The following is a 19886-nucleotide window of genomic DNA, read 5'->3' as shown; positions in this document are numbered from 1 at the left end:
TGCCATTCGAAATCTCGCCAAGAGCAAGGCGCACAGTGATTACGCGTCTCAAGAGGGGGATAGTTAATTCCGGGCGAGAATTGTGGCCTAGGTAAATTGAAGAACGGCTGAACGCAAAGCGCCTCATTTCTGACGCTGAATAAAAAAATCCCCGACATCGCTGCCGGGGATTTTTTTTGTCATTACAAGCGGAATTACTTGAACTTGTAATTCGCCAGCAAGGTGAATGAGCGGCCGCGTGGGTCGGCGACGCGTGGTTCCCATGAGCTGCCAGCACCAGAGTTGCTGTCGTAAGTGATAGCAAATGGTGGATCGGTGTTCAGGATGTTTTTGATCCCTGCGGTCAGCGTCATGTTTTTGATGCCGCTGTAAGTCGCGCTCAGATTAAAGGTGGAATAGCTTTTCACATCAGGATTGTAATCTGATGGGGAAACCAGACCATTGAGCACGCCAGGCAAGACTTGATCTTTATAACCAGAGCGGAAGATTTGCGAGAACATGGTTGTCCAGTTGCCTTCTGTGTAGGTCACATAAGCAGTGTGCTTCCAACGCAGGCCTAAATCACCGGTGTAAGTGAAACGGCCGACTTCGCTTTCGCCATAAGGTGCATTGGCAGTTGGGCGGGATTTTTTCTCCAGCAGATAAGAGCCGTCAATCGCTGCCGTCCATTTACCGTTCCAGATGCTGCCATTCGCATTGGCACCGACTTCCAGGCCACGGGTGATACTTGAACCTGCATTCACCCAGCGTTGGTCGATCTGGACAATCGCACCGCTCGCATCACGAATAAATTGCGCGCTGAACAGATTGTAGTTTTGCAGCATAGTGGTTAAATCCAGCGAGGTAATGGTGTTTTCCTTGCGGATTTCCCACAAATCCATATTCGCGCTGAAATTTTTACTTGGTGCCCAGACTACGCCGACAGTCGCTTGTTTTGCTGTTTCCGGTCCCAGATTGGCTTTGCCGCCAGTCAGGGTATTTGGTGTGATGATGCCGCAGCCGGATTTAGTGCTGTCTGCTTTCAGGCCAGGGCACGTCGCTGGATCGACCAGATCTTTACCTGCATATGGTGACTCGGTAATGCCGTTAAATAACTGGTTGAACGAAGGTGCGCGGAAGCCGGTGTTATACGAACCACGGAACAATACCTGTTCGACCGGTGTGTAACGGAAAGCGACTTTAGGGTTGAAGGTATTGCCGAAACCCGTGTAGTGATCCTGACGACCAGCGAGCGTGACTTCCATGTTTTTAAACACCGGCACCAGGAACTCTGCATAGATCGCGCGGATATCACGGCTGACTTTAGGCAAGGCATTTGCATCATCAAACGGTGCATTCAGAATCGCAGGGCGGGTATTGGCGGCGCGGGCATCGCCGTTAAACGTATATTCTTCTTTACGCAGATCAGTACCAACCGCTGCCATGACCGCACCGGCAGGGAGCTTGAAAATTTCACCAGAGATTGCCGCATCAGCTTGCGTCAACGTGGTTTTACCGCCGTACAGCACCACGCCTTTGGCTGAAGTGCTGGCGATCAGATCCAGCGCTGCCTGCGATTGCTTCTGGCCTGGCAACAGGAAAGGATTAATGATGCCGGTGCCGAGTGCATTCGCCAGCGCGACCGTGTAGTTATAACCGTTGCCCAGTGTTGATTGTGATTCGCTGTAGGCACGTGACAGACCGACGCGGTAATCCCAGTTACCGATCTGACCATCGGCGCCGATTTGCAGGCGGGCGGCATCGGTGCGGGTGCTGATTTCACGGTTGCCGCATTCCATACAACGCCAGCGATAAGCGATAGGCGCGCCGTAGTTGGATTTGATGCTAGGCAAAACCGCAGCGATGGAATTGAATACCATGTCATACGCAGCACCGGTCTTAGGATAGAAAGACGAGACCGGGAAATTGCTACCCGGCGACACCTGATTCGGAGAGAAGCTCTTCGACACATCAACGCGGGAACCGACCAGTTCAGCGAACACCTGATGTTCACCGACTTTGAATGTGGCACGAGAAACGAAATTATCGTTGGTCACCGGTTGTTGTAAAACAGCGGCGCGACCGGTATCCCAGGCGCACGCATATTTGGAAGAAGCGACATCCCAGATTTTGTAATCATAAGCAGCCATACCGTCGATGGAGTTACAACCCGCGCCACCCGGCAGATTCAGCACGTTGACCGCGTTCATCGATTGGTTTGTGCCAGGCAGGATAGGGCCGGTGTTGCTCTTGTTACTCATGATGGTGTTGGCCAGTGAAGTGGCAAACACGGTCGCAAACGGGGTGCCGCGTGTATCGACCGACAAACCACGATTCGGCTGGAAGGTATTCACAAACGAACGCTGATCGCCGCGCAATGCCTGATTCTCGCTGTGGGTGCCGGTAATCAGCACGTTGTAGCCATCGGTATCGAGATTGCCGAAACCGCCGACCATCGATACACGATGGATGTCGGCACCGCCTTGTTGTGTCAGATCAGTGAACGCCTGTGCTTCGATGCCGTTGTAATTTTTGCGCAGGATGAAGTTAATCACACCGCCGATCGCATCGGTACCGTAAGTCGCGGACGCGCCGTCTTTCAGAATTTCAACGCGTTCAACCGCCGCCATAGGAATCGAATTCAGATCGACTGCGGAACCTTTCATGCCGTGTGTGGCGATACGGCGGCCATTCAGCAAGACCAGCGTGCTATCGGAACCCTGACCACGCAAGTTGGCGGAAGTGGCACCGTTATTACCGCGCTGCGCACCAGAGGTGACATCGGCATTACTTGCCAGATTATCTGAGCCATTGCCATTGATATTGAGCGTTGAGATCAACTGCTCGGCCGTCACGATGCCTGAGGCTTCGAGCTGTTTGCGGGTGATGATTTCGACGGGTAACGCACCTTCGGCGGCGATACGCTTGATGCTACTACCGGTAATTTCGATACGTTGCGTGACATCGGCAGGTTTTTCCTGCGCCACCGCAGATGTCGCAGAAACGCCAGTCACGCCAATAATGGCGATGCAATGGGCAATGGTTTTCAATTTCACGGGTCTCTCCTCAAATAATTCTGTTCAATGTGCGGTCAGGATGTGGGGCAATCGTCACGGGTTCAGAATGACAAATACCTTTAGCTGCAACATCCGGAAACAAGGCTCTTTTCTTTTTGCACCAATTTGGCTTCATGGTGTCAGGCAAAATCGTTATAACGATATACGCGTTGAGATTCAGACTAGGGTTTCCACTTTGTCGGTGACAAATGAAAAATTCTACTCGGGCGATAACTAAAAGATATAGATCAAAATGGCGTTCTTCCAGCCTGCATGGCGCAGGCTGGGCGGGGTGACTTGATATCGCAAATAAATTTTTTATGTGCGTAAAAAAACAGCAGTCAGAACATCAAAAAAACCACATTCCACGCTGTTTTTTTCTGCTGTATCAGGGGAACTGCACACTCGATTGCAGACTTTCTTGCCCTGTACGGCTGATCGCCATCACGGTAATTTGGCGGATTGCACCAGCCTGGGGATCGGCGCTGGTGCCTATGCTCAGTTTTGTTGCGGGTTGGACTGAGAATAGCCATTGCTGATCGGTGCGTTTCCAGATCGCCAGCAGGTGGGTGTTGGCGACATCGGCGAGCGCGACTTGCAGCGTTTTTCTGTCATCGGATAATTGCAACTGCGGCGCGGTGATATTGCTGCTGTTGAGCCACGGCATCGCCGGGATCAGCGCCTGCGAGGTGTATTTCTCAGCCATCAGGCGCTTGCGTATGTCTTTGCGGTTCTGGTTCAGACTGATGACGCTGAAATGAATATGGCCGTTACCGCCGCGCTCACGCACAGCATCGATCTGATTCAGAATTTCTTCGGCAGGCCAGGATTTCTCGCTGTGATCAATGCGGCTGGTATATAAGCCAGGCCAGATCTGACGGCGTTGTACGTTCTGTGCAATCCAGTAGTCATGCAACACCTTGAATGCCTGTGGCGTCTGATTGATAGGCCAGTACAACTGCGGCGCCAGATAATCAAACCAGCCTTTTGCCATCCAGAGTTCCACGTCGGCGTACAGTTTGTCGTACTGACTGAAACCGGCGATGCCGGCTGGTAAACGATCAGGGCGGCCGATACCGAAAGGGCTGATGCCGAATTTCACCCAGCTTTTTTCCTGATGCACGGTGGTGTAAATCGCTTCCACCAGATGATTGACGTTGGCGCGACGCCAGTCAGCGCGCATCAGATTGCCGCCGCTTTGCAAATACTTGATCCAGGCTTTGTCATCCGGGAATTCGACTTCGCTGCCATTCGCGGCTTTGATCGGATACGGATAAAAATAATCATCAATATGAACGCCATCCACATCGTAGCGCCGCACGACATCGCTGATCACATTCAGCGTTTGCTGCATGGCGATGGGTTCCGCCGGGTCCATCCATAACTGATCGCCATACTGTTTCACGGCGTCAGGCGCGGTTTTGCTGATATGGTTTTTTGCGGCGATGGTTTTCGCTTGCGCGGTGCGGGCGCGGTAAGGATTAAACCAGGCGTGCAGTTCCAGCCCGCGTTCATGCGCCTGTTCTATCCAGAATTGCAGCGGATCGTAATACGGTGACGGTGGGCGGCCTTGTTCTCCGGTCAGAAATTCTGACCACGGTTCTATGGCCGATGGGTAAATTGCATCAGCGGCCGGGCGCACTTGCAGCACGATGGCATTGAGTTTCATCTGCACCGCGTTGTCGAGGATGGTGATGATCTCGGCCTTTTGTTTATCGCTGCTGAGGTCGCGGCGGCTGGGCCAATCGATGTTTGCGACGGTGGAGACCCAGGTGGCGCGGAATTCACGTGGTGTCGGTGGCGTTTCGCGACTCAGGGGCAGTGAAGGCGGTGGTGCGTTGGCAATGATGGCCGACGGTGCTGGCGGAGTTTTAACGCTGACGGGCGGCGAGCTGCAGGCGCTCAGAACCGCGATGAGCAAGCCAGCCAGCACAGTGCGCACGATGTCTTGGTGATTTTTTTTGAGAAAAGAAAATGAGGCTTGAAGCGAGATCATGCGTCGATAACGGCGAAAACGAAAAGAGCTGTGATGCTACTGCATTCGCCCTGCACAAACCAGCGTTAATCCGCCGCATATGCATACTCCCACCTGTTTTTTCAAAAACAACGGAATGTCCTAATGAAATAAAGGGTGTTTTTACATACTCCGGGGAGTATCTAAATGTCCCTGAGGTGCCCCTGAGATGCTGCCGGAATACCGTTCCGCGATAGCGGCTGGTATGGCGGCAATCCAGATGGGGCATTGTGGCAGACAGGCTGGGGCGAGAGGCACAGGATGGGGTTAATCTCAGCGGCACCATTGTTGCGACAGCACCAATATCAGAACCAGCGAAATCACAGCAGCCGATGCGCTGATAATCAGGCTGATATGTTCTATCGGCAGACCGCGGCGGCGTTTATCGGCGAAGATCATTAACTCGCCGATGGTCGTCAGGCAGCTGACGGCAGCGATAAAGATCGTCATCAGCATCGCAAACGCCTCTTTGTCGCTGAGCTCGCGACAATGCGCCGAATACAAATGCGCCAGCTTAAAAATTCTGTCGTAGCTGACCAATTCAAACAGCAGACCTGCCACGAACAGGGCAATAACCATCAGCGGAATAAACCAGGTCAGGAAATACTTATCGCAGACAGCATCGACGACAATGTTGATACGGCGCTTGATGAAAGCAATCATGAGAGTCTCGTTGTTGACCGGGCTGGTTCGGATCGGAGTAGTTTTACGCGTTCTTTATTCGTCTTCTTTATTCATTGTTGACGATGCTAACATTTTTCAGTCAGTGCCTAATGTTTCTATGGTGAAATGTTCATGTTCGCGCTATGTTTGTCGCTGTTACAACAACACATACGCATGGCGATAAAGAAGTGTTGCCGTCAGCGGAATAGAAATTCTATTAAGATAGGCGACTGAGCAATGAATTCAGACAAGAAATTCAGACAGGAAATCATGATGTTAACGACGGAACAAATCACCCAATTTACACAAGACGGCTACGTCATTGTCCCGGATTTTAAAACTGCAGCCGAGATCGCTGCGCTGCGTGAACGTGCGGCGCAGATTGTCGATGCCTTCGACCCAGCGCAGTCCCGTTCCATCTTCACGACCAAAGAACAGGAACAACATATCGATCACTATTTCTTAAATTCAGCGAATAACATCAGCTGTTTTTTTGAAGAAGAAGCTTTCGATGCGCAAGGCAATCTGCGTCAGGATAAATCGCTGTCGATTAATAAAATCGGCCATGCGATGCACGATCTGGACCCGGTGTTCAGCGCCTTTTCGCGCGGCCCGGCATTGGCACAGGTGGCGCAGCAACTGGGCTTGCAGCAGCCGCAAATCTGGCAGTCGATGTATATTTTTAAACAGCCGGGCATAGGCGGCGAAGTGCGCTGGCATCAGGATGCAACGTATTTTGAAACTGACCCGGTCAGCGTCACGACTTTCTGGTTTGCGCTTGAAGACGCAACGCTGGATAACGGCTGCCTGTGGGCCGAACCGGGCGGCCATCGCACGGCGATGCGCGAGCGTTTTGTGCGCGAAGGCGATCTGGTGCGCGTAGAAAAACTCGATGCCACGCCGTGGCCGGATGACAGCACCGCCGTGCCGCTCGAAGTCAAAGCCGGCAGTCTGGTCTGTTTTCACGGGCTGCTGCCGCACTACAGCGCGCCGAATCGCTCGCCGGTATCGCGTCATGCCTATACCTTGCATGTCACCGATGGCGCAACGCATTATTCGCCACAAAATTGGATACAGCGCGATGCCAGTTTTCCGGTGCGCGGCTTCTGATCAGCATCAACAATCATCAACAAAAATCAAAAACGAGAGACTATGACGACCGCAAATACGATGCACCCGTTTGACGAAGCAATACAACTGACGCCACAGGGCGATCACTACCGTGGCCAGACATCAGCGAAATACGCGAATATGGTCGGCCCGTTTGGTGGCATCACGGCGGCAACCTTGCTGCGCGCCGTGATGGATCACCCCGAATCTCAGGGCGAGCCGCTGGCGCTGACCGTGAATTTCGCGGCACCTATCGCCGATGGTGAATTTGATCTGTTACCCAAGCTGATCCGCACCAACCGTTCGACGCAACACTGGAGTATGGAGTTGCTGCAAAACGGTCAGATCGCGGCGACTGCCACTGCCTTGTTTGCGACGCGACGTGAAACATGGTCGGCGACAGAAGCGCAGTTTCCCGATCTTAGCGATGCAGGTGAGGGCGTGGCGATGCCTGCAACCGGGTTGCCGGTCTGGGTGAATCGCTACCATATCCGCACACTGCGTGGCCATCTTGGTGTGGCCGCAGCGATGCAGGAAACGGCCAGCGACACAGTGACGCAGCAATGGATACGCGATGAGCCGCCACGGGTGATGGATTTCTGTTCGCTGACAGCGATTGCCGATGCGTTTTTTCCGCGTATTTACATCAAACGCAAGCAAGCAGTACCCGCAGGAACAGTTTCACTGACAGTGTATTTTCACGCGGATGCGGCAACGCTGACCGCGCATGGCACACAGCCTGTGCTGGGTTATGCGCGTGCGAATCGTTTTTACAATAATTATTTCGATCAGATTGCCGAACTCTGGACGCCGGACGGCGCATTACTGGCAACGACAACCCAGGTCGTGTATTACAAAGAGTAATTCTGCGTGTGCAGAAAAAAAGGCGGCGCCGCGAGAAATCCGGCGCTGCCTTTTTTATGGCGGTGTTGATTGTTAAGGTTGATGCTGAAATCAGTGCAGTCGTTGGCGTCTCAGGGGCGGCCAGCGGCAACCCAGTTCAGCAATTCATCGAGTGCCGATCTGGCTTTTGCGGCGTCGTCATGGTTAATCATGGCAACAACGATCCACTGCTGATCACGGATATCGCGCACATAGCCGGCAATCGCCGTGGTGTTTTTCAGTGTGCCGGTTTTGATGCGGGCACGCAGCTCGCCAGCGCTGCCTTTCAGGCGTTTGCGCATGGTGCCATCGAGTGCTGCGACCGGCATGCTGGAGCTGAATTCAGGGTTCCATAAACTGCGCGCACCGACCGCTAAAATCGCCGCCATCTGATTCGCGCTGATACGCTCCGTGCGTGATAAGCCTGAGCCGTTTTCCAGCACCAGTCCGGCATCATTGATACCTTGTTTTGCCAGCCAGTTTCTGACGCGGGCATCGGCGGTTTGCACGGTGTTGCCGTTGATTTTGTCGGGGGATTCTGCGCCCAGCGTCAGAAATAAAATCTTTGCCATCGCATTATCGGATTGCTTGTTCACGATACGCAGCGTGTCAGCCAGCGTTTCCGATGCACGTTCATGCAAGAGCGTGGCGTTCGCCGGTACCTGCCCGTCGCGCACTTGTCCTTGCCAGCTGCCGCCCATTTCCTGCCACAGCGTGCGGAACATGTGTGCAATGTATTGATTGCGCTCGATGATGTTCAGGTGCGTGGTGATTTTGCAGCGACGTGGAAAACCGCCGCTGAGCATGATCTCGATCTGGTCTTTACGTTGAAATTCAATGACCGGCGATTTCCATTCGCTTTCCCACTCGGCGCAGGATTTTTCATTGAAATGCAGATGATTGGAAAATTTGATTTTGTCGAGTGGCGTCAGTAAGCGGGTATCGATTTTTTCTGTGGTCGATTCGATGGCGAATGAAAGCAGATTACTGTGGATCAGCAAGGCATCGGGGATGACGTTGTAATACGCGTCGGGATGCTCATCAAACGGTGGCGCGCCGATATCGAGGCGTTCAGGTTGAAAATAACTGCGATCCAGAATCAGATCGCCATTGATTTTGCGTATGCCTTGTGTGCGTAAAGCGCGCAGCATGACGCTGAATTTTTCCCAGGTCAGATTCGGGTCGCCGCCACCGCGCAAATACAGATTACCGTTCAGTACCTCTTTTTTGAGCGGCTTATCGGCAAGAAATTGCGTCTTCCAGCGAAACGTCGGCCCCAGTTCTTCGAGGGCAATCAGGGTCGTCAGCAGCTTCATCGTCGATGCCGGGCTGAAGCTGGCATCGGCATTTTGTTGTAACACCGGCGTGGCGGTTGCAGAAGAAAGCGGTACCACCACAGCACTCATCGCCGCAGACGGCACCGGAGAATTGCGGAAAGCGTCTTCTACTTTGAGCGGCAGCGCCGTTTGTGCCAGCAGGCTGGCTGAATACAGCGTTGAAGATATTATTCCCAGCAAGCATGTCGTCAGTTTCAGCATGGTGATCCTCTTTCTTCGATGCTGCATTGTAGAGGAATGCAGCAGGCAGCAACAGTCTGCGGACGGCCTGCAAGCTATGACAGATTCGCTCTGACCTATGCCAATTCCTTATCGTTAGCTGCGAAAAAACGCTGCTTCAGGACATAAGCCCTTGATTTCGTTATAATTTCGCCCTTCCTTCGTCACCGGTCACCGCCATGAGCTTGCTCGTTAATCAAACTGAACTTTTATCCCCCGCCAAGAATGTTGATATCGGGCGCGAGGCGATCCTGCATGGCGCAGATGCGGTGTATATCGGCGGCCCGTCGTTTGGTGCGCGCCACAATGCAAGTAATGAACTCAGTGATATCGCCGGGCTGGTGCAATTTGCCCATCGCTACCATGCACGTATTTTTGTGACCATGAATACTATATTGCATGAATCCGAACTCGAGCCGGCGCGCAAACAAATCCATCAATTGTACGACGCGGGTGTCGACGCGCTGATCGTGCAAGACATGGGCATACTCGAACTTGATATTCCACCGATACAGTTACACGCGAGTACCCAGTGCGATATCCGTGGTGTGGAGAAAGCAAAATTTCTCGGCGATGTCGGTTTCTCGCAATTGGTGCTGGCGCGTGAACTGACGATAGAACAGATCAAGGCGATCAAAGCCGAAGTGAAAACACCGTTGGAATATTTTGTACACGGCGCTTTGTGCGTCGCTTTTTCCGGCCAGTGTTATATCTCGCATGCCGACAATGGCCGCAGCGCCAATCGTGGCGATTGTTCGCAAGCCTGTCGTTTGCCTTATACCCTGACCGATGGCGAGGGCAGGGTGGTGGCGTATGAAAAACATTTATTGTCGATGAAAGACAATGACCAGAGCCGTAATCTGGAAGCGCTGCTGGATGCGGGTGTGCAATCGCTGAAGATTGAAGGCCGCTACAAAGACATGGGCTACGTCAAAAATATCACCGCGCATTATCGTATCTTGCTTGATGAAATTTTAGAACGCCGCCCGGAATTTACCCGCAGTTCCAGCGGCCATAGTCAGATCGCGTTTACCCCGGATGTTGATAAAAATTTCCATCGTGGTCACACCGATTATTTTGCCAACGGACGCCTCGATAATATCGGCGCGTTTGATTCGCCGAAATATGTCGGCCTGCATCTCGGTTATGTGACGCGCATCGGCACCACCTGGTTTGAGATCGAAGCGAATGAGCCCATGGCGAACGGCGATGGCTTGAACTACATGCACAAACGCGAAGTGATGGGCATACAGGCGAACACCGTCGAGCACATGGGCAAAAATGAGAATGGCGACGTCTGGCGCATTTCTCCGAATGAAAAAGTCAGCGAGCTGGTCGGCTTGAAGGTCGGCATGCTGATCAATCGTAATCGCGATCAGCGCTGGGAACAGGCACTGACCAAAAAATCAGCAGAGCGCCGCGTGCCGGTCTGGCTGACGCTCAACGATGATGCGGATGGCCTGACGCTGACGATGCATGATGAAGATGGTGTCACTTCATCAGTGCACACGGTGCTGGCGCTGGAACCGGCGCAGCAGGCTGACAAAGCTGAAGCATCGCTGCGCGACAGCCTCGCCAAATTGGGCAACACCATGTTTGAAGCGGCGAATGTTGATCTGCGTTTGCGCCAGCCGTGGTTTGTTCCTTCCTCTGTCATCAATGCCTTGCGCCGTGATGCGGTTGCTGCGCATGAGGCGGCGCGGGTCGCGGCATGGCCACGCCAGCCGCGCACACCGGCAGTGGAGCCGCCGGTCGCTTATCCTGAAACCACGCTCAGTTATCTGGCGAATGTGTATAACAGCAAAGCGACGGCATTCTATAAAAAGCATGGCGTACAACTGATCGCTGCCGCGTATGAAGCACATGAAGAAGCAGGCGAGGTGTCGCTGATGATCACCAAACATTGCCTGCGTTTTTCATTTAATCTGTGCCCGAAACAGGCGAAAGGCGTGAAGGGCGTGCAGGGTCAGGTTAAAGCTGAACCGATGACGCTGGTGACGGGCGATGAAAAATACACGCTCAAATTTGATTGCAAGCCCTGCGAAATGCATATCATAGGCGCGATGAAAAAACACATACTGCAATCGCCGCCACCATCGTCTGTGCCCTACAGCCCTATGGTGTTTCACAAAACCCGGCCAGCGGCAAACTAGTCTTTACGGTATGCATTAAGGCTACATTAAGCGTAAAAAAAGGCTGAACATGTTCAGCCTTTTTTTATACCTTTGCTGGATCAGCGCATATCAAATAATTCCTGATGGAAGTCATTACCAGACAGGCCTTTTGCCAGCATATCCTGGCGCAGCGCTTTACCGAAATTTTTCGGTCCGCAGAACCAGATGCTGGCGGATGTCCATGCCGGAACCGTTGTGCAAAGTCGATCCGCGTTCAGTCTGCCATCGGCATCCGAACGTAAGACATGCAAATGCACGCCAGCTTTGTCGGCACTGGCCTGCACCTTGGCAATGAAGCCTTCATCCGGTGCTGCCGTGCTGTAAAACAAATCGATCTCACGTGCGTCGGCCTGCTCTGCCAGTGACTGCATACGGGCGATGAACGGGGTGATGCCGATGCCACCGGCAACCCAGATCTGGCGCGATTTATTATCGTCAAAGGCGAAGCGTCCATACGGGCCTTCCACTTTGACCAGATCACCGGTTTTCAATGTTGCCGGTAAGCTTGCGGTGTAATCGCCTATGCCTTTAATCAGAAACGTCAGCCTGCCATCGTCATTCCAGGCCGAAGAAATTGTGAACGGATGCGGGCCTTCACTCGTGTTAAACGTCAGGAACGCAAACTGACCGGCAACATGGCCACTCCAGCGGTCTTTCAGATTGATCACCACTTTCAGGACGCGATTATCGGTGTGATACTGAATCTCTTCGATCGCACCGACTGCCTGCCGTTGCGCGCCAACTTTACGGAACAGCGACATCAATGCAGCGATGGTGCCACCCGCCATCAGGACTGCCATCAGCGGCGCGATCAGGTGATCCCAATAGGTGTACTTCATCAGTACCGTGGAATGGAATACCAGCACCAGATATGCAATCGCCAGCAAGCGATGCGTTTTAAAGAAATAGCGATACGGGAAACGTTTGATCAGTGCCAGAGCTATCAACAGCACCATCGCGTAAAACGCCCATTCACCGATCTCTTCAGCAAAGTGACGCTGGCTTTGAAAAAACTGAAATAAGGGCACGGTCTGCTCTGCTGCTGGTTTGCGCGCTGGCCGCGTCAGCCAGCCCCAGCCGACCATCCACTTCGGCCCCTTTGCCCACAGCCAGTGGATAACGGCAATCACTAACGCCGTGATGCCCAGCCATTTATGCAGGCGATACGATTTATCCAGGCCGCCCAGCAGGTTTTCCGCAATCGCCGGTCGTATCGCCAGCAGCATGCCTATACTCATCACACCGATGCCGATAATGCCGGTGTAATTCATGACAGAAGTACGTAAGGTAAAGAAATTATAAGGGTCGCTCAGCACCGTATCGGCGAGCAGCCACAAGACGCTCAACAGCGCGATGAGCAGCAGATATATCCTTTGAATATTTTTCATTGTTAACTTTCAGCATCAGACTTTCAGCCAGCCCTGCTTCATAGAAAAGCCAAGAATCATCAGCAACGTTGCGCTGTAATACATGGCTTTCCAGAGCAGGCCGGGCTTCTCTTGCGATGCGTCACCGGTACGGGTTGAAAACTGGAAAATGCCGCGATGCCTGAACGTGCAAATGGCAAACAGGATAAAGGCGGCACCGGTGAGCGCCTGCGGCAGTAACTGCATTTTCCAGGCATTGTACAAATCGTAAGCGCCGAGCAGGCCGAAAAAAATAAGCCAGACCCACGCATGCGGTGAGCCATCTTTTTTTGCTTGAGGTGTAGCCATGAAGAGTGCCTTGAATTTTTTTAATACCAGTGGCGACGCCGCTAAAGCGGGCTGAAGGTCGCCGGATTTTGCCGGACATTGATGCCTGCGTTGATGCACGACGCTGAGCATTGCAGCATCTCGCCAACGACATCGTCTGCGGCATTGTTGGCGCCGGCAGCGGCGGTTGTTACTGTAGATTGTTGCTTCAATATACTACTGGGGAGTATATTTTGACGCCCTTATTCTACGCTGAGAATAAGGGCAAAATCGAAGATACTCCCCCGTTTTTACTCTATGCCGGGCATTCAGCACGACATATTTATGTCTTTTTATCGATGCCGTTGTGTTCTGCTTCACTTTTTCCACGGCAGCATACGCAGCATCGTGCCATCTTTGACGATGAAGTGATGCCACAATGCCGCCAGAACGTGGAAGCCGACCACAAAATAAATCGCTTCGCCCACGGTTTCATGGAGTTCCTTGATGCTGCTTTTCAGTTCAGGATTCGGTGCGATCAGTTGCGGCAACAGCATGCCGAAGAAACTGACATCGCGTCCGCCCGCCTGATAAAACAGCACGCCGCTCAAAGGCAAACCCAGCATCATCAGATACAGCACCAGATGCACCAGATGTGCACTACCGGTTTGCCAACGCGGTCCCGGTAAAGCGGCCGGTGCTTTGAAGGTTAAGCGCAGCGCCAGACGAACCAGTACAAATAAAAACACCAGTTGTCCTGCCAGCATGTGCACCGACTTCAACGTGTCGCGCAAAGGCTCGCCTTTCGGAATATCTTCTCTGACCTGAATTGCTGCGAGCGCGACGGCGATCAGAATGAACATCAGCCAATGTAAGGCTGCCGAGAGTGGGTGATAACGTGAAGTTTGCATATTCTTTGTACCTGGTGAAACACTGTGAAAACACAGCGGGTTGGGGAAAAGAAATGGAATGAAAGCATAGCGCATGGCATCCAGTCAACCCGGCATCATGCGGCGGTGATTCATACTAACCGACCCGTCAGCGGTATGACCAGTACAAAGCTATGATCTGCATCAATACATGCGGAGTAAAAAGCCCTTGATGAATGAGAAGTATTCGCGTAGCCAATCGTTATAACGTATGTAAAGCGGCGTCGTTGCGCCGGCCGTCTGCACCGACGACCAACCCAGCCGACGCGCAATCATGCGTGCCCGCAGCACATGAAAATCACTGCTGACGATGATTATTCCATCGTGCGGTGTCACCGCATTTTTTTCCAGCAAAGGCTGGCTGAACAACAGATTTTCATACGTCGTGGTGCTGCGTTCTTCCTGAATGATGCGTCCGGCCGCCAGCCCATGCGCGCGCAGGTAATCGCCCATGATCTGCGCTTCGGCACACGGCAGCGTCCAGTTTTTTCCACCCGTCACCAGCACCTTCGCCGCAGGCAAACGCCGCGCCCATTCCAGCCCCAGATCCAGCCGCGCCGACAGCGTTGGCGATGCACTGCATTTCAATGAACCCGAGCCCAACACCATGATGGCTTTGACCGCCGCCGTATTTTTGTTGGTCAGCCCGGTGGCATCATTGGTGCGTTGTAAAAAAATGAAAAACAGAATCAGGCTCAGCAACCACGCGCCAGCCAGCAACTGCGCCAGCGTCCAGACTTTCTGTCGCCACACACCTTGTGAACGCCAGCGCCCGAATTGCTGCCATTTCCAGCGTAAGACCATCAGCCCGCAACCGATGCACAGGGGCAGCACCACGCCGAAATTCACCAGCCCGGTGGACATCAGAAAAACCGCATCAACGACGAGCAGCGCGGCGATCAATAAAGTGAAGACGGAAAATAACTGACGTAGAACACTGGCAGACATGGCGTATTTAAAAAAGACAACAGCAGAGGTGTGAGACCTTAGCACGCCGCGTCGATTATTTCATCCGGAACAAATTTCGTTCGCTTGTCAAACATTCGCGTGCTGCTTGGTCGTTGCAAGCAGCCTGCAGTTGTCGAACCGACGGAACGTATTCTTATCTTGATTTACTCACTGTCGTCTTTGCAAATTCTTTCACACCTTTCTTTATCGTCTAGCTCCTTCATACAGCGTTTGTAGCAATCTTTTTTGATTCCAAACGCATAAGACGATAATGCAGACAGGAAGGTAAAACTAATGAATACGAGAATATATTTTTTCATGCTTTCTCCTCATTAAAAAATGAAATAACGATAGATGTAAATTAAAAAATCAGATGTTTATCTATTGAGCAGTTTATTTATCAGTGAGTTGACTCTTGATTATCGCGTCAAAAGCCTTCTCATCAAAACCAGCAACTAATTTATTTTTTGAAACTAATACCGGCACACCTTCTTGTTTTAACTTTTTAAAACTCGTCATTGCCTCTGCAGATTGATCAATAAGTATGTCGTTGTAAGCGATGCCCGATTGCTTCAGAAATGCACGGGCTGAGTGACAATGCGGGCACGTACTTGTCCCATATAAAGTCAGGCGATAAGGCATGTTCTCTATATGGGATGAAAAATCGCCACTTTTAACAGGGCCGCGCCAAGTGTTGATGAGATGCGGTAAATTGCTTCCTATTGCGACCGCAGCGGTTGCAGTGAGCGCCATTAGCACGATATTGACAATCCAATTCTTGATTTGTTTTTTCACTTGTTCATCCTTTTCTGCAGAGTGCCAATAATTACAATTTAATTTCCAAACGCGCGCCAATCTTGGCGGGCGTTCTTTTATTTGTTTGGAGCCTTACTAATTCATCATTGATGGCGTATTCATCGACACGTGTCGATGTTCTGTTCAATAGGTTATCGAGAGTGATAAAAAATCTTACGTTGGAGGTAAATTTCCACGAAGCATTAGCACTCAGATTCATTTTGTTGGCGTAAAAAATGCGCTGAGATATATTGCTACGCACCCAATCGCCCGGCGTCCAGTTAATGTCTGCGCTGAGTTTTAAGGGCCATTCTTTTGCTGAATACGTCAACCCAAATTTTGCGCGCCATGGCGATTGATCTACTAAACGATTATCCGGGGAGGGCAAGCGATCGATTTGTGAACGTGCAAAACCGAGACTGCCTCGAACTTCAAGCTTAGGCGCCTGCTGCCAAATGTCGCGCATCGATAATTGCATTTCCATATCAACACCTTGTACTGTTGCACTCCCGAGATTCGCCGGACGGGCGACATATCTTGGCATGGTCGACCATGGTACCGTTTCTAGTGCGATGTCAGTGCCAATCAGGCGTTCAATTGCACGAGAATAGAGTTCGACACTGAACTGGCTTTCAGCACTAATGCCATGTTCGTAAGATAAATTGAATCCAAGTGCTCGCTCAGCTTGTAAGCCGGGATTGCCGGCAGTATCTGGCGTTTCTATGCCGTTCATGCCGCAAAATCCTTTGGCGACACACATTGCTAATGGATTTATCGTTGGCCTCAGGCTGAGCTGATCCGGGGTCGGTGCTTTATATGTACGTGCAAGGCTGATCCGGAATTGCCGCGATTCATCGCCATCGATTTTTTTTGCGATGTGAACTGATGGCGAAAACAAATGATAGTGTGCCTCGCTATGGAATTTGCCTTCGTTAATGTCGATAGTGCGATCTTCAAATGATAAGCCAGCATTCAGTGCAAGTTCATTGCTCAGGTGCCAGTCATCTTGCATGAAAAGGCGGCGTTGATTTTGCCGGATGTTGCGCCGTTGTCCTAATGCGTCGAGGCTGGCGTCGGGAGCACCATTGATCTGATTATTAAATTCATTGCTGTTTCTGCCGTAGCCAATGTGCCCGCCTGCCTTGAAATCGTGTTGATCCGGCAAACTGACTTTGTAGTTGATACGTAAAAAGTCTGAATCAATGTCTTTGGTTTCATTCCTTTGGCGGAACGTCGTTGCTTGCTGAGAGATCGTTTCTGACTGATGCATTTCTGAGCGGGAGCGTATGCGATTGGAATTCCAGTTCAGCACCAGTTCACTATTGTCGGTTGGTGTATAAGTCCAGTTGAGCGGCAGACCGAGAAATACGAAGGGGCCGGTTGTTCGCTGTTGCAAATGGCGTGAATTTCCATCCGCATAGTTTTTGTATTCCGCACTACCCTGATCAAAATTAGTGCTGCTGATGCCGGGGGAGAAGGTAATTGTGTTACGTGTATTTGCCTTCCATTCGACAGCGCCGTTCGCAGAAAAGTCAGAATTCTGGTTGTAATTAAACACGGAAGCTTTGTAATTAGCCGGCGTCGCCAGCCCAGAACGGCGAATGGTTTGTACCAGCTTACTGTCGGTTGCCGTGGAACGGCGATACGCAGAAATTTGTGCATTGAAACTCAGCGGCGAGCCAGTTTCGTTTTGGTTGATTGAATAAGAAAAATCGCCACTAAGTCTGCCATCGGCATTGTTTGTACCGATGCGTAATTGTTCTGTCTTTTTCCGCTCTATTTTTCGGGTAATTACATTAATCGTGCCGGCAATGCCGAATGGTCCGAACTCCGCGACAGCCGATTTAATAATTTCAATTTTCTCGACACGAACCAGATCCAGTTCATTGATATCTTTCCCCGTTGTCGGCGGCATGCCATCAACCAGTATCTGAGTGTAGCCGGGCAAGCCCATCAAGCCTATGCGACCATCTTTACCAACAGTGATGACGGGTTCACGTTTTAATAGATCTTCGACATTCTGTAAGCCACTTTCTTGAATGCGTTTACGTCCAATAATGATTTTGCCCGCCACAAAGTCACGTCGTGCTTCAATATCAGTATAACTGCCATTGATGATCACATCTCCAGATGTCGGCGGTGTTGGCGGCTCACTCGCCCAGATTGGCGTTGCGTACGGAATCGCAGAAATGATTGCGAGCGAAAATAGTGCTGGTGTTTTTATGATGCGACCTTCTCAACTAGGTGGTTTTTATGGACTATCAGCAGCGAAGAAACGCTGATAGTCCAGCAAAATTCAATTTAAAATCTTAACAGCCACAGATACGTTTGCATTTTGCTTGGGAGATGCCCTCCAAACCACAAAGGCCGTAGCAACCAGCGTCACAAGTAACGTAATCGTTGTATTCGTTTCCTTCGGCATAAGCCGCAGACACGCCAGTAAAAAATACAAATATTATTGCCAAACGACGAATCATTTGATTTTTTCTTATATTAGTTAATAGAAGTTAAATATTGTCGCATGAATAATAAATTGCTTTAATGTTAATTTTTGTGAGAATAATCACCATAATTTATAAATGAACTGAGTCTACGATAATTAATAGTTTGAACTATGTCTTGTGTGCTTAGTTTTACTAGCCAATCGTGCAGGTTTCTCCGTAAATACATAGCGAATAACAATGATGCATCCAGCAGGTTTACTAAGGTTTTTGCTTGGTGTTGCCGTCACTGGCGATATTTCCTGCAACGTCAACATTTGGCTATCTCTCAAAGGAATTGAACATGATTTCCCGGCGGGCATTTACACTTTCGACGCTGGCTGCGGTTGGCGGTTTGACGACGTTGGCGTCGTGTTCTTCGGGAGCAGAGGGGCGTTACGACGTTGCGAGTCGCGAACTCTGGCGGCACAGTGCGGCGATGTCGAATGAAAAAGCGGCGCTCTTGCGTGAGCTGGTGCGCTATGCGACGCTGGCACCGTCGAGTCACAATACGCAATGCTGGAAATTTCATATCGACGACAACGCGATTTCGATACTGCCGGATTTTTCGCGCCGATGTCCGGCGGTTGATCCGGATGATCATCATCTTTTCGTCTCGCTTGGTTGTGCCGCAGAAAATCTGGCGCAGGCAGCGTTGGCGCATGGGCTGATGGCGCACAGCAGCGTTGATGCAGCGGTGGGGAACGCACTGCGCTTATCGCTGGAACCGAGCTTCTCCGCTGTTTCAGGCTATTCCTGCGCGTCAGAGTACCCGTACTGATTACGATGGCAAACCCTTGACGACACAGGAACTCGATTTATTGCAGCGCGCTGGCAGTGGCAACGGTGTGCGCCTGATCTTGCTGACGCAGCGGGCAGCGATGGAGAATGTGCTGGAATACGTTGTTCAAGGCAATACCGCACAGATGCAGGATCATGCTTTCATTGCAGAACTGAAGAAGTGGATGCGTTTTAATGCGGATGATGCGATGCAAATGGGCGATGGGCTGTACTCGGCCTTGTCCGGCAATCCATCGCTGCCTTCGTCGTTGGGCAGCGTTTTATTTGATTTGTTTTTCACGCCCAAAAGCGAGAACGATAAATATGCGAAACAGGTGCGCAGTTCAGCGGGGATTGCGGTGTTCGTTGCCGATGGCAGCAGCCCTGCCGATTGGCTGGCAGTGGGGCGCTGCTATGAACGCTTTGCGCTGCAATCTTCTGCGCTGGATATACGTAATGCATTTTTAAATCAGCCGGTCGAGGTGTCTGCATTGCGCCCCCAGTTTGCCAATTTCCTTGGTATCGCGCCGCGCAGACCTGATCTGGTGGTGCGTTTTGGCCACGGCCCCAAAATGGCATCGTCGATGCGGCGGCCAGTGCAATCGGTGCTGATCTGAGATAATTGAACGCCGTGAATGGCATCATTTCATGACGACGGCACGTTTTTCAAGGACTTGTTTTTTTGATTGCTCAGCGTTCAATTCGTCGCCTATGAAAAATCTCTGCCTCATATTTCTCATACTGTTTCCCCCGTTCTGACTACACGCATCAGCGTCGACGATGAGGGTGTTTTGTGCCAACATCACAGTTACTTTTGAAGTTCGCTTGCTACCCTTTTTGAAAGCTT

At 51.4% G+C, this 19886-nt stretch carries 17 protein-coding genes; 6 read left to right on the top strand and 11 right to left on the bottom strand.

Annotated elements, in window-relative coordinates:
- Positions 1–194 precede the first annotated feature (194 nt).
- The 3 genes from Undi14_RS06320 to Undi14_RS06310 all read right to left on the bottom strand — a co-directional run bounded on the left by Undi14_RS06320 (position 195) and on the right by Undi14_RS06310 (position 5712).
- Positions 195–3035, bottom strand: coding sequence for a TonB-dependent receptor domain-containing protein (locus Undi14_RS06320; RefSeq protein ID WP_200178740.1), 2841 nt, complete (start codon positions 3033–3035; stop codon positions 195–197).
- Between the two features lie 388 nt (positions 3036–3423).
- Positions 3424–5031: a glycoside hydrolase family 10 protein gene (locus Undi14_RS06315; RefSeq protein WP_200178737.1), complete on the bottom strand. Its 1608-nt coding sequence runs from the start codon at positions 5029–5031 to the stop codon at positions 3424–3426.
- A gap of 291 nt (positions 5032–5322) precedes the next feature.
- Positions 5323–5712 carry a hypothetical protein gene (locus Undi14_RS06310; protein WP_200178736.1) on the bottom strand — a complete coding sequence of 130 codons (390 nt, stop codon included), beginning with the start codon at positions 5710–5712 and terminating at the stop codon, positions 5323–5325.
- A 270-nt stretch (positions 5713–5982) separates the two neighbouring features.
- Between Undi14_RS06310 and Undi14_RS06305 the strand changes: the two genes are divergently transcribed.
- On the top strand, positions 5983–6822 hold the full coding sequence (locus Undi14_RS06305) for a phytanoyl-CoA dioxygenase family protein (RefSeq protein ID WP_234030442.1): 840 nt from the start codon (positions 5983–5985) through the stop codon (positions 6820–6822).
- Positions 6823–6864: 42 nt separating this feature from the next.
- On the top strand, positions 6865–7686 hold the full coding sequence (locus tag Undi14_RS06300; RefSeq protein ID WP_200178735.1) for an acyl-CoA thioesterase II: 822 nt from the start codon (positions 6865–6867) through the stop codon (positions 7684–7686).
- Positions 7687–7796: 110 nt separating this feature from the next.
- On the opposite strand, the gene dacB is transcribed toward Undi14_RS06300, so the two are convergent.
- Positions 7797–9242: a D-alanyl-D-alanine carboxypeptidase/D-alanyl-D-alanine-endopeptidase gene (gene dacB, locus Undi14_RS06295; protein WP_200178734.1), complete on the bottom strand. Its 1446-nt coding sequence runs from the start codon at positions 9240–9242 to the stop codon at positions 7797–7799.
- A 197-nt stretch (positions 9243–9439) separates the two neighbouring features.
- Between dacB and Undi14_RS06290 the strand changes: the two genes are divergently transcribed.
- On the top strand, positions 9440–11413 hold the full coding sequence (locus tag Undi14_RS06290) for a U32 family peptidase (protein WP_200178733.1): 1974 nt from the start codon (positions 9440–9442) through the stop codon (positions 11411–11413).
- A gap of 80 nt (positions 11414–11493) precedes the next feature.
- Here Undi14_RS06290 and Undi14_RS06285 read toward each other — a convergent pair whose 3' ends face one another.
- From Undi14_RS06285 to Undi14_RS06255, 7 genes are all read right to left on the bottom strand, one after another.
- Positions 11494–12822, bottom strand: a complete 1329-nt coding sequence (locus Undi14_RS06285) for a ferric reductase-like transmembrane domain-containing protein (protein WP_200178732.1) — start codon at positions 12820–12822, stop codon at positions 11494–11496.
- 15 nt (positions 12823–12837) lie between these two features.
- The gene (locus Undi14_RS06280; RefSeq protein WP_200178730.1) at positions 12838–13149 is read right to left on the bottom strand and encodes a hypothetical protein; all 312 of its coding nucleotides are present in this window, start codon (positions 13147–13149) and stop codon (positions 12838–12840) included.
- Positions 13150–13190: 41 nt separating this feature from the next.
- Positions 13191–13340: a hypothetical protein gene (locus tag Undi14_RS06275; protein ID WP_200178729.1), complete on the bottom strand. Its 150-nt coding sequence runs from the start codon at positions 13338–13340 to the stop codon at positions 13191–13193.
- Between the two features lie 144 nt (positions 13341–13484).
- A complete protein-coding gene (locus Undi14_RS06270; RefSeq protein ID WP_200178727.1) occupies positions 13485–14018 on the bottom strand; it encodes a cytochrome b in 534 nt (177 codons plus the stop codon).
- Positions 14019–14180: 162 nt separating this feature from the next.
- Positions 14181–14984 (bottom strand): YdcF family protein, encoded by an 804-nt coding sequence (locus Undi14_RS06265; protein ID WP_200178725.1) that lies wholly within the window; start codon positions 14982–14984, stop codon positions 14181–14183.
- A gap of 393 nt (positions 14985–15377) precedes the next feature.
- Positions 15378–15779 (bottom strand): glutaredoxin domain-containing protein, encoded by a 402-nt coding sequence (locus tag Undi14_RS18500; RefSeq protein WP_200178724.1) that lies wholly within the window; start codon positions 15777–15779, stop codon positions 15378–15380.
- 31 nt (positions 15780–15810) lie between these two features.
- Positions 15811–17901 (bottom strand): TonB-dependent receptor domain-containing protein, encoded by a 2091-nt coding sequence (locus Undi14_RS06255; protein ID WP_200178723.1) that lies wholly within the window; start codon positions 17899–17901, stop codon positions 15811–15813.
- On the opposite strand from Undi14_RS06255, the gene Undi14_RS06250 reads away from it, so the two are divergent.
- The 3 genes from Undi14_RS06250 to Undi14_RS06240 all read left to right on the top strand — a co-directional run bounded on the left by Undi14_RS06250 (position 17894) and on the right by Undi14_RS06240 (position 19656).
- On the top strand, positions 17894–18061 hold the full coding sequence (locus Undi14_RS06250) for a hypothetical protein (protein ID WP_200178722.1): 168 nt from the start codon (positions 17894–17896) through the stop codon (positions 18059–18061). The genes Undi14_RS06255 and Undi14_RS06250 overlap by 8 nt on opposite strands.
- Before the next feature lie 502 nt (positions 18062–18563).
- On the top strand, positions 18564–19040 hold the full coding sequence (locus Undi14_RS06245; protein ID WP_200178721.1) for a hypothetical protein: 477 nt from the start codon (positions 18564–18566) through the stop codon (positions 19038–19040).
- The gene (locus tag Undi14_RS06240; protein WP_200178719.1) at positions 18949–19656 is read left to right on the top strand and encodes a hypothetical protein; all 708 of its coding nucleotides are present in this window, start codon (positions 18949–18951) and stop codon (positions 19654–19656) included. The genes Undi14_RS06245 and Undi14_RS06240 overlap by 92 nt, the downstream gene beginning before the upstream one ends.
- The last annotated feature ends 230 nt before the right edge of the window (positions 19657–19886 follow it).

It is taken from the genome of Undibacterium sp. 14-3-2 (genome assembly GCF_016595265.1).
Taxonomy (GTDB): Bacteria; Pseudomonadota; Gammaproteobacteria; order Burkholderiales; family Burkholderiaceae_D; genus Undibacterium; species Undibacterium aquatile.
This window is presented reverse-complemented; position numbering and strand designations above follow the sequence as displayed.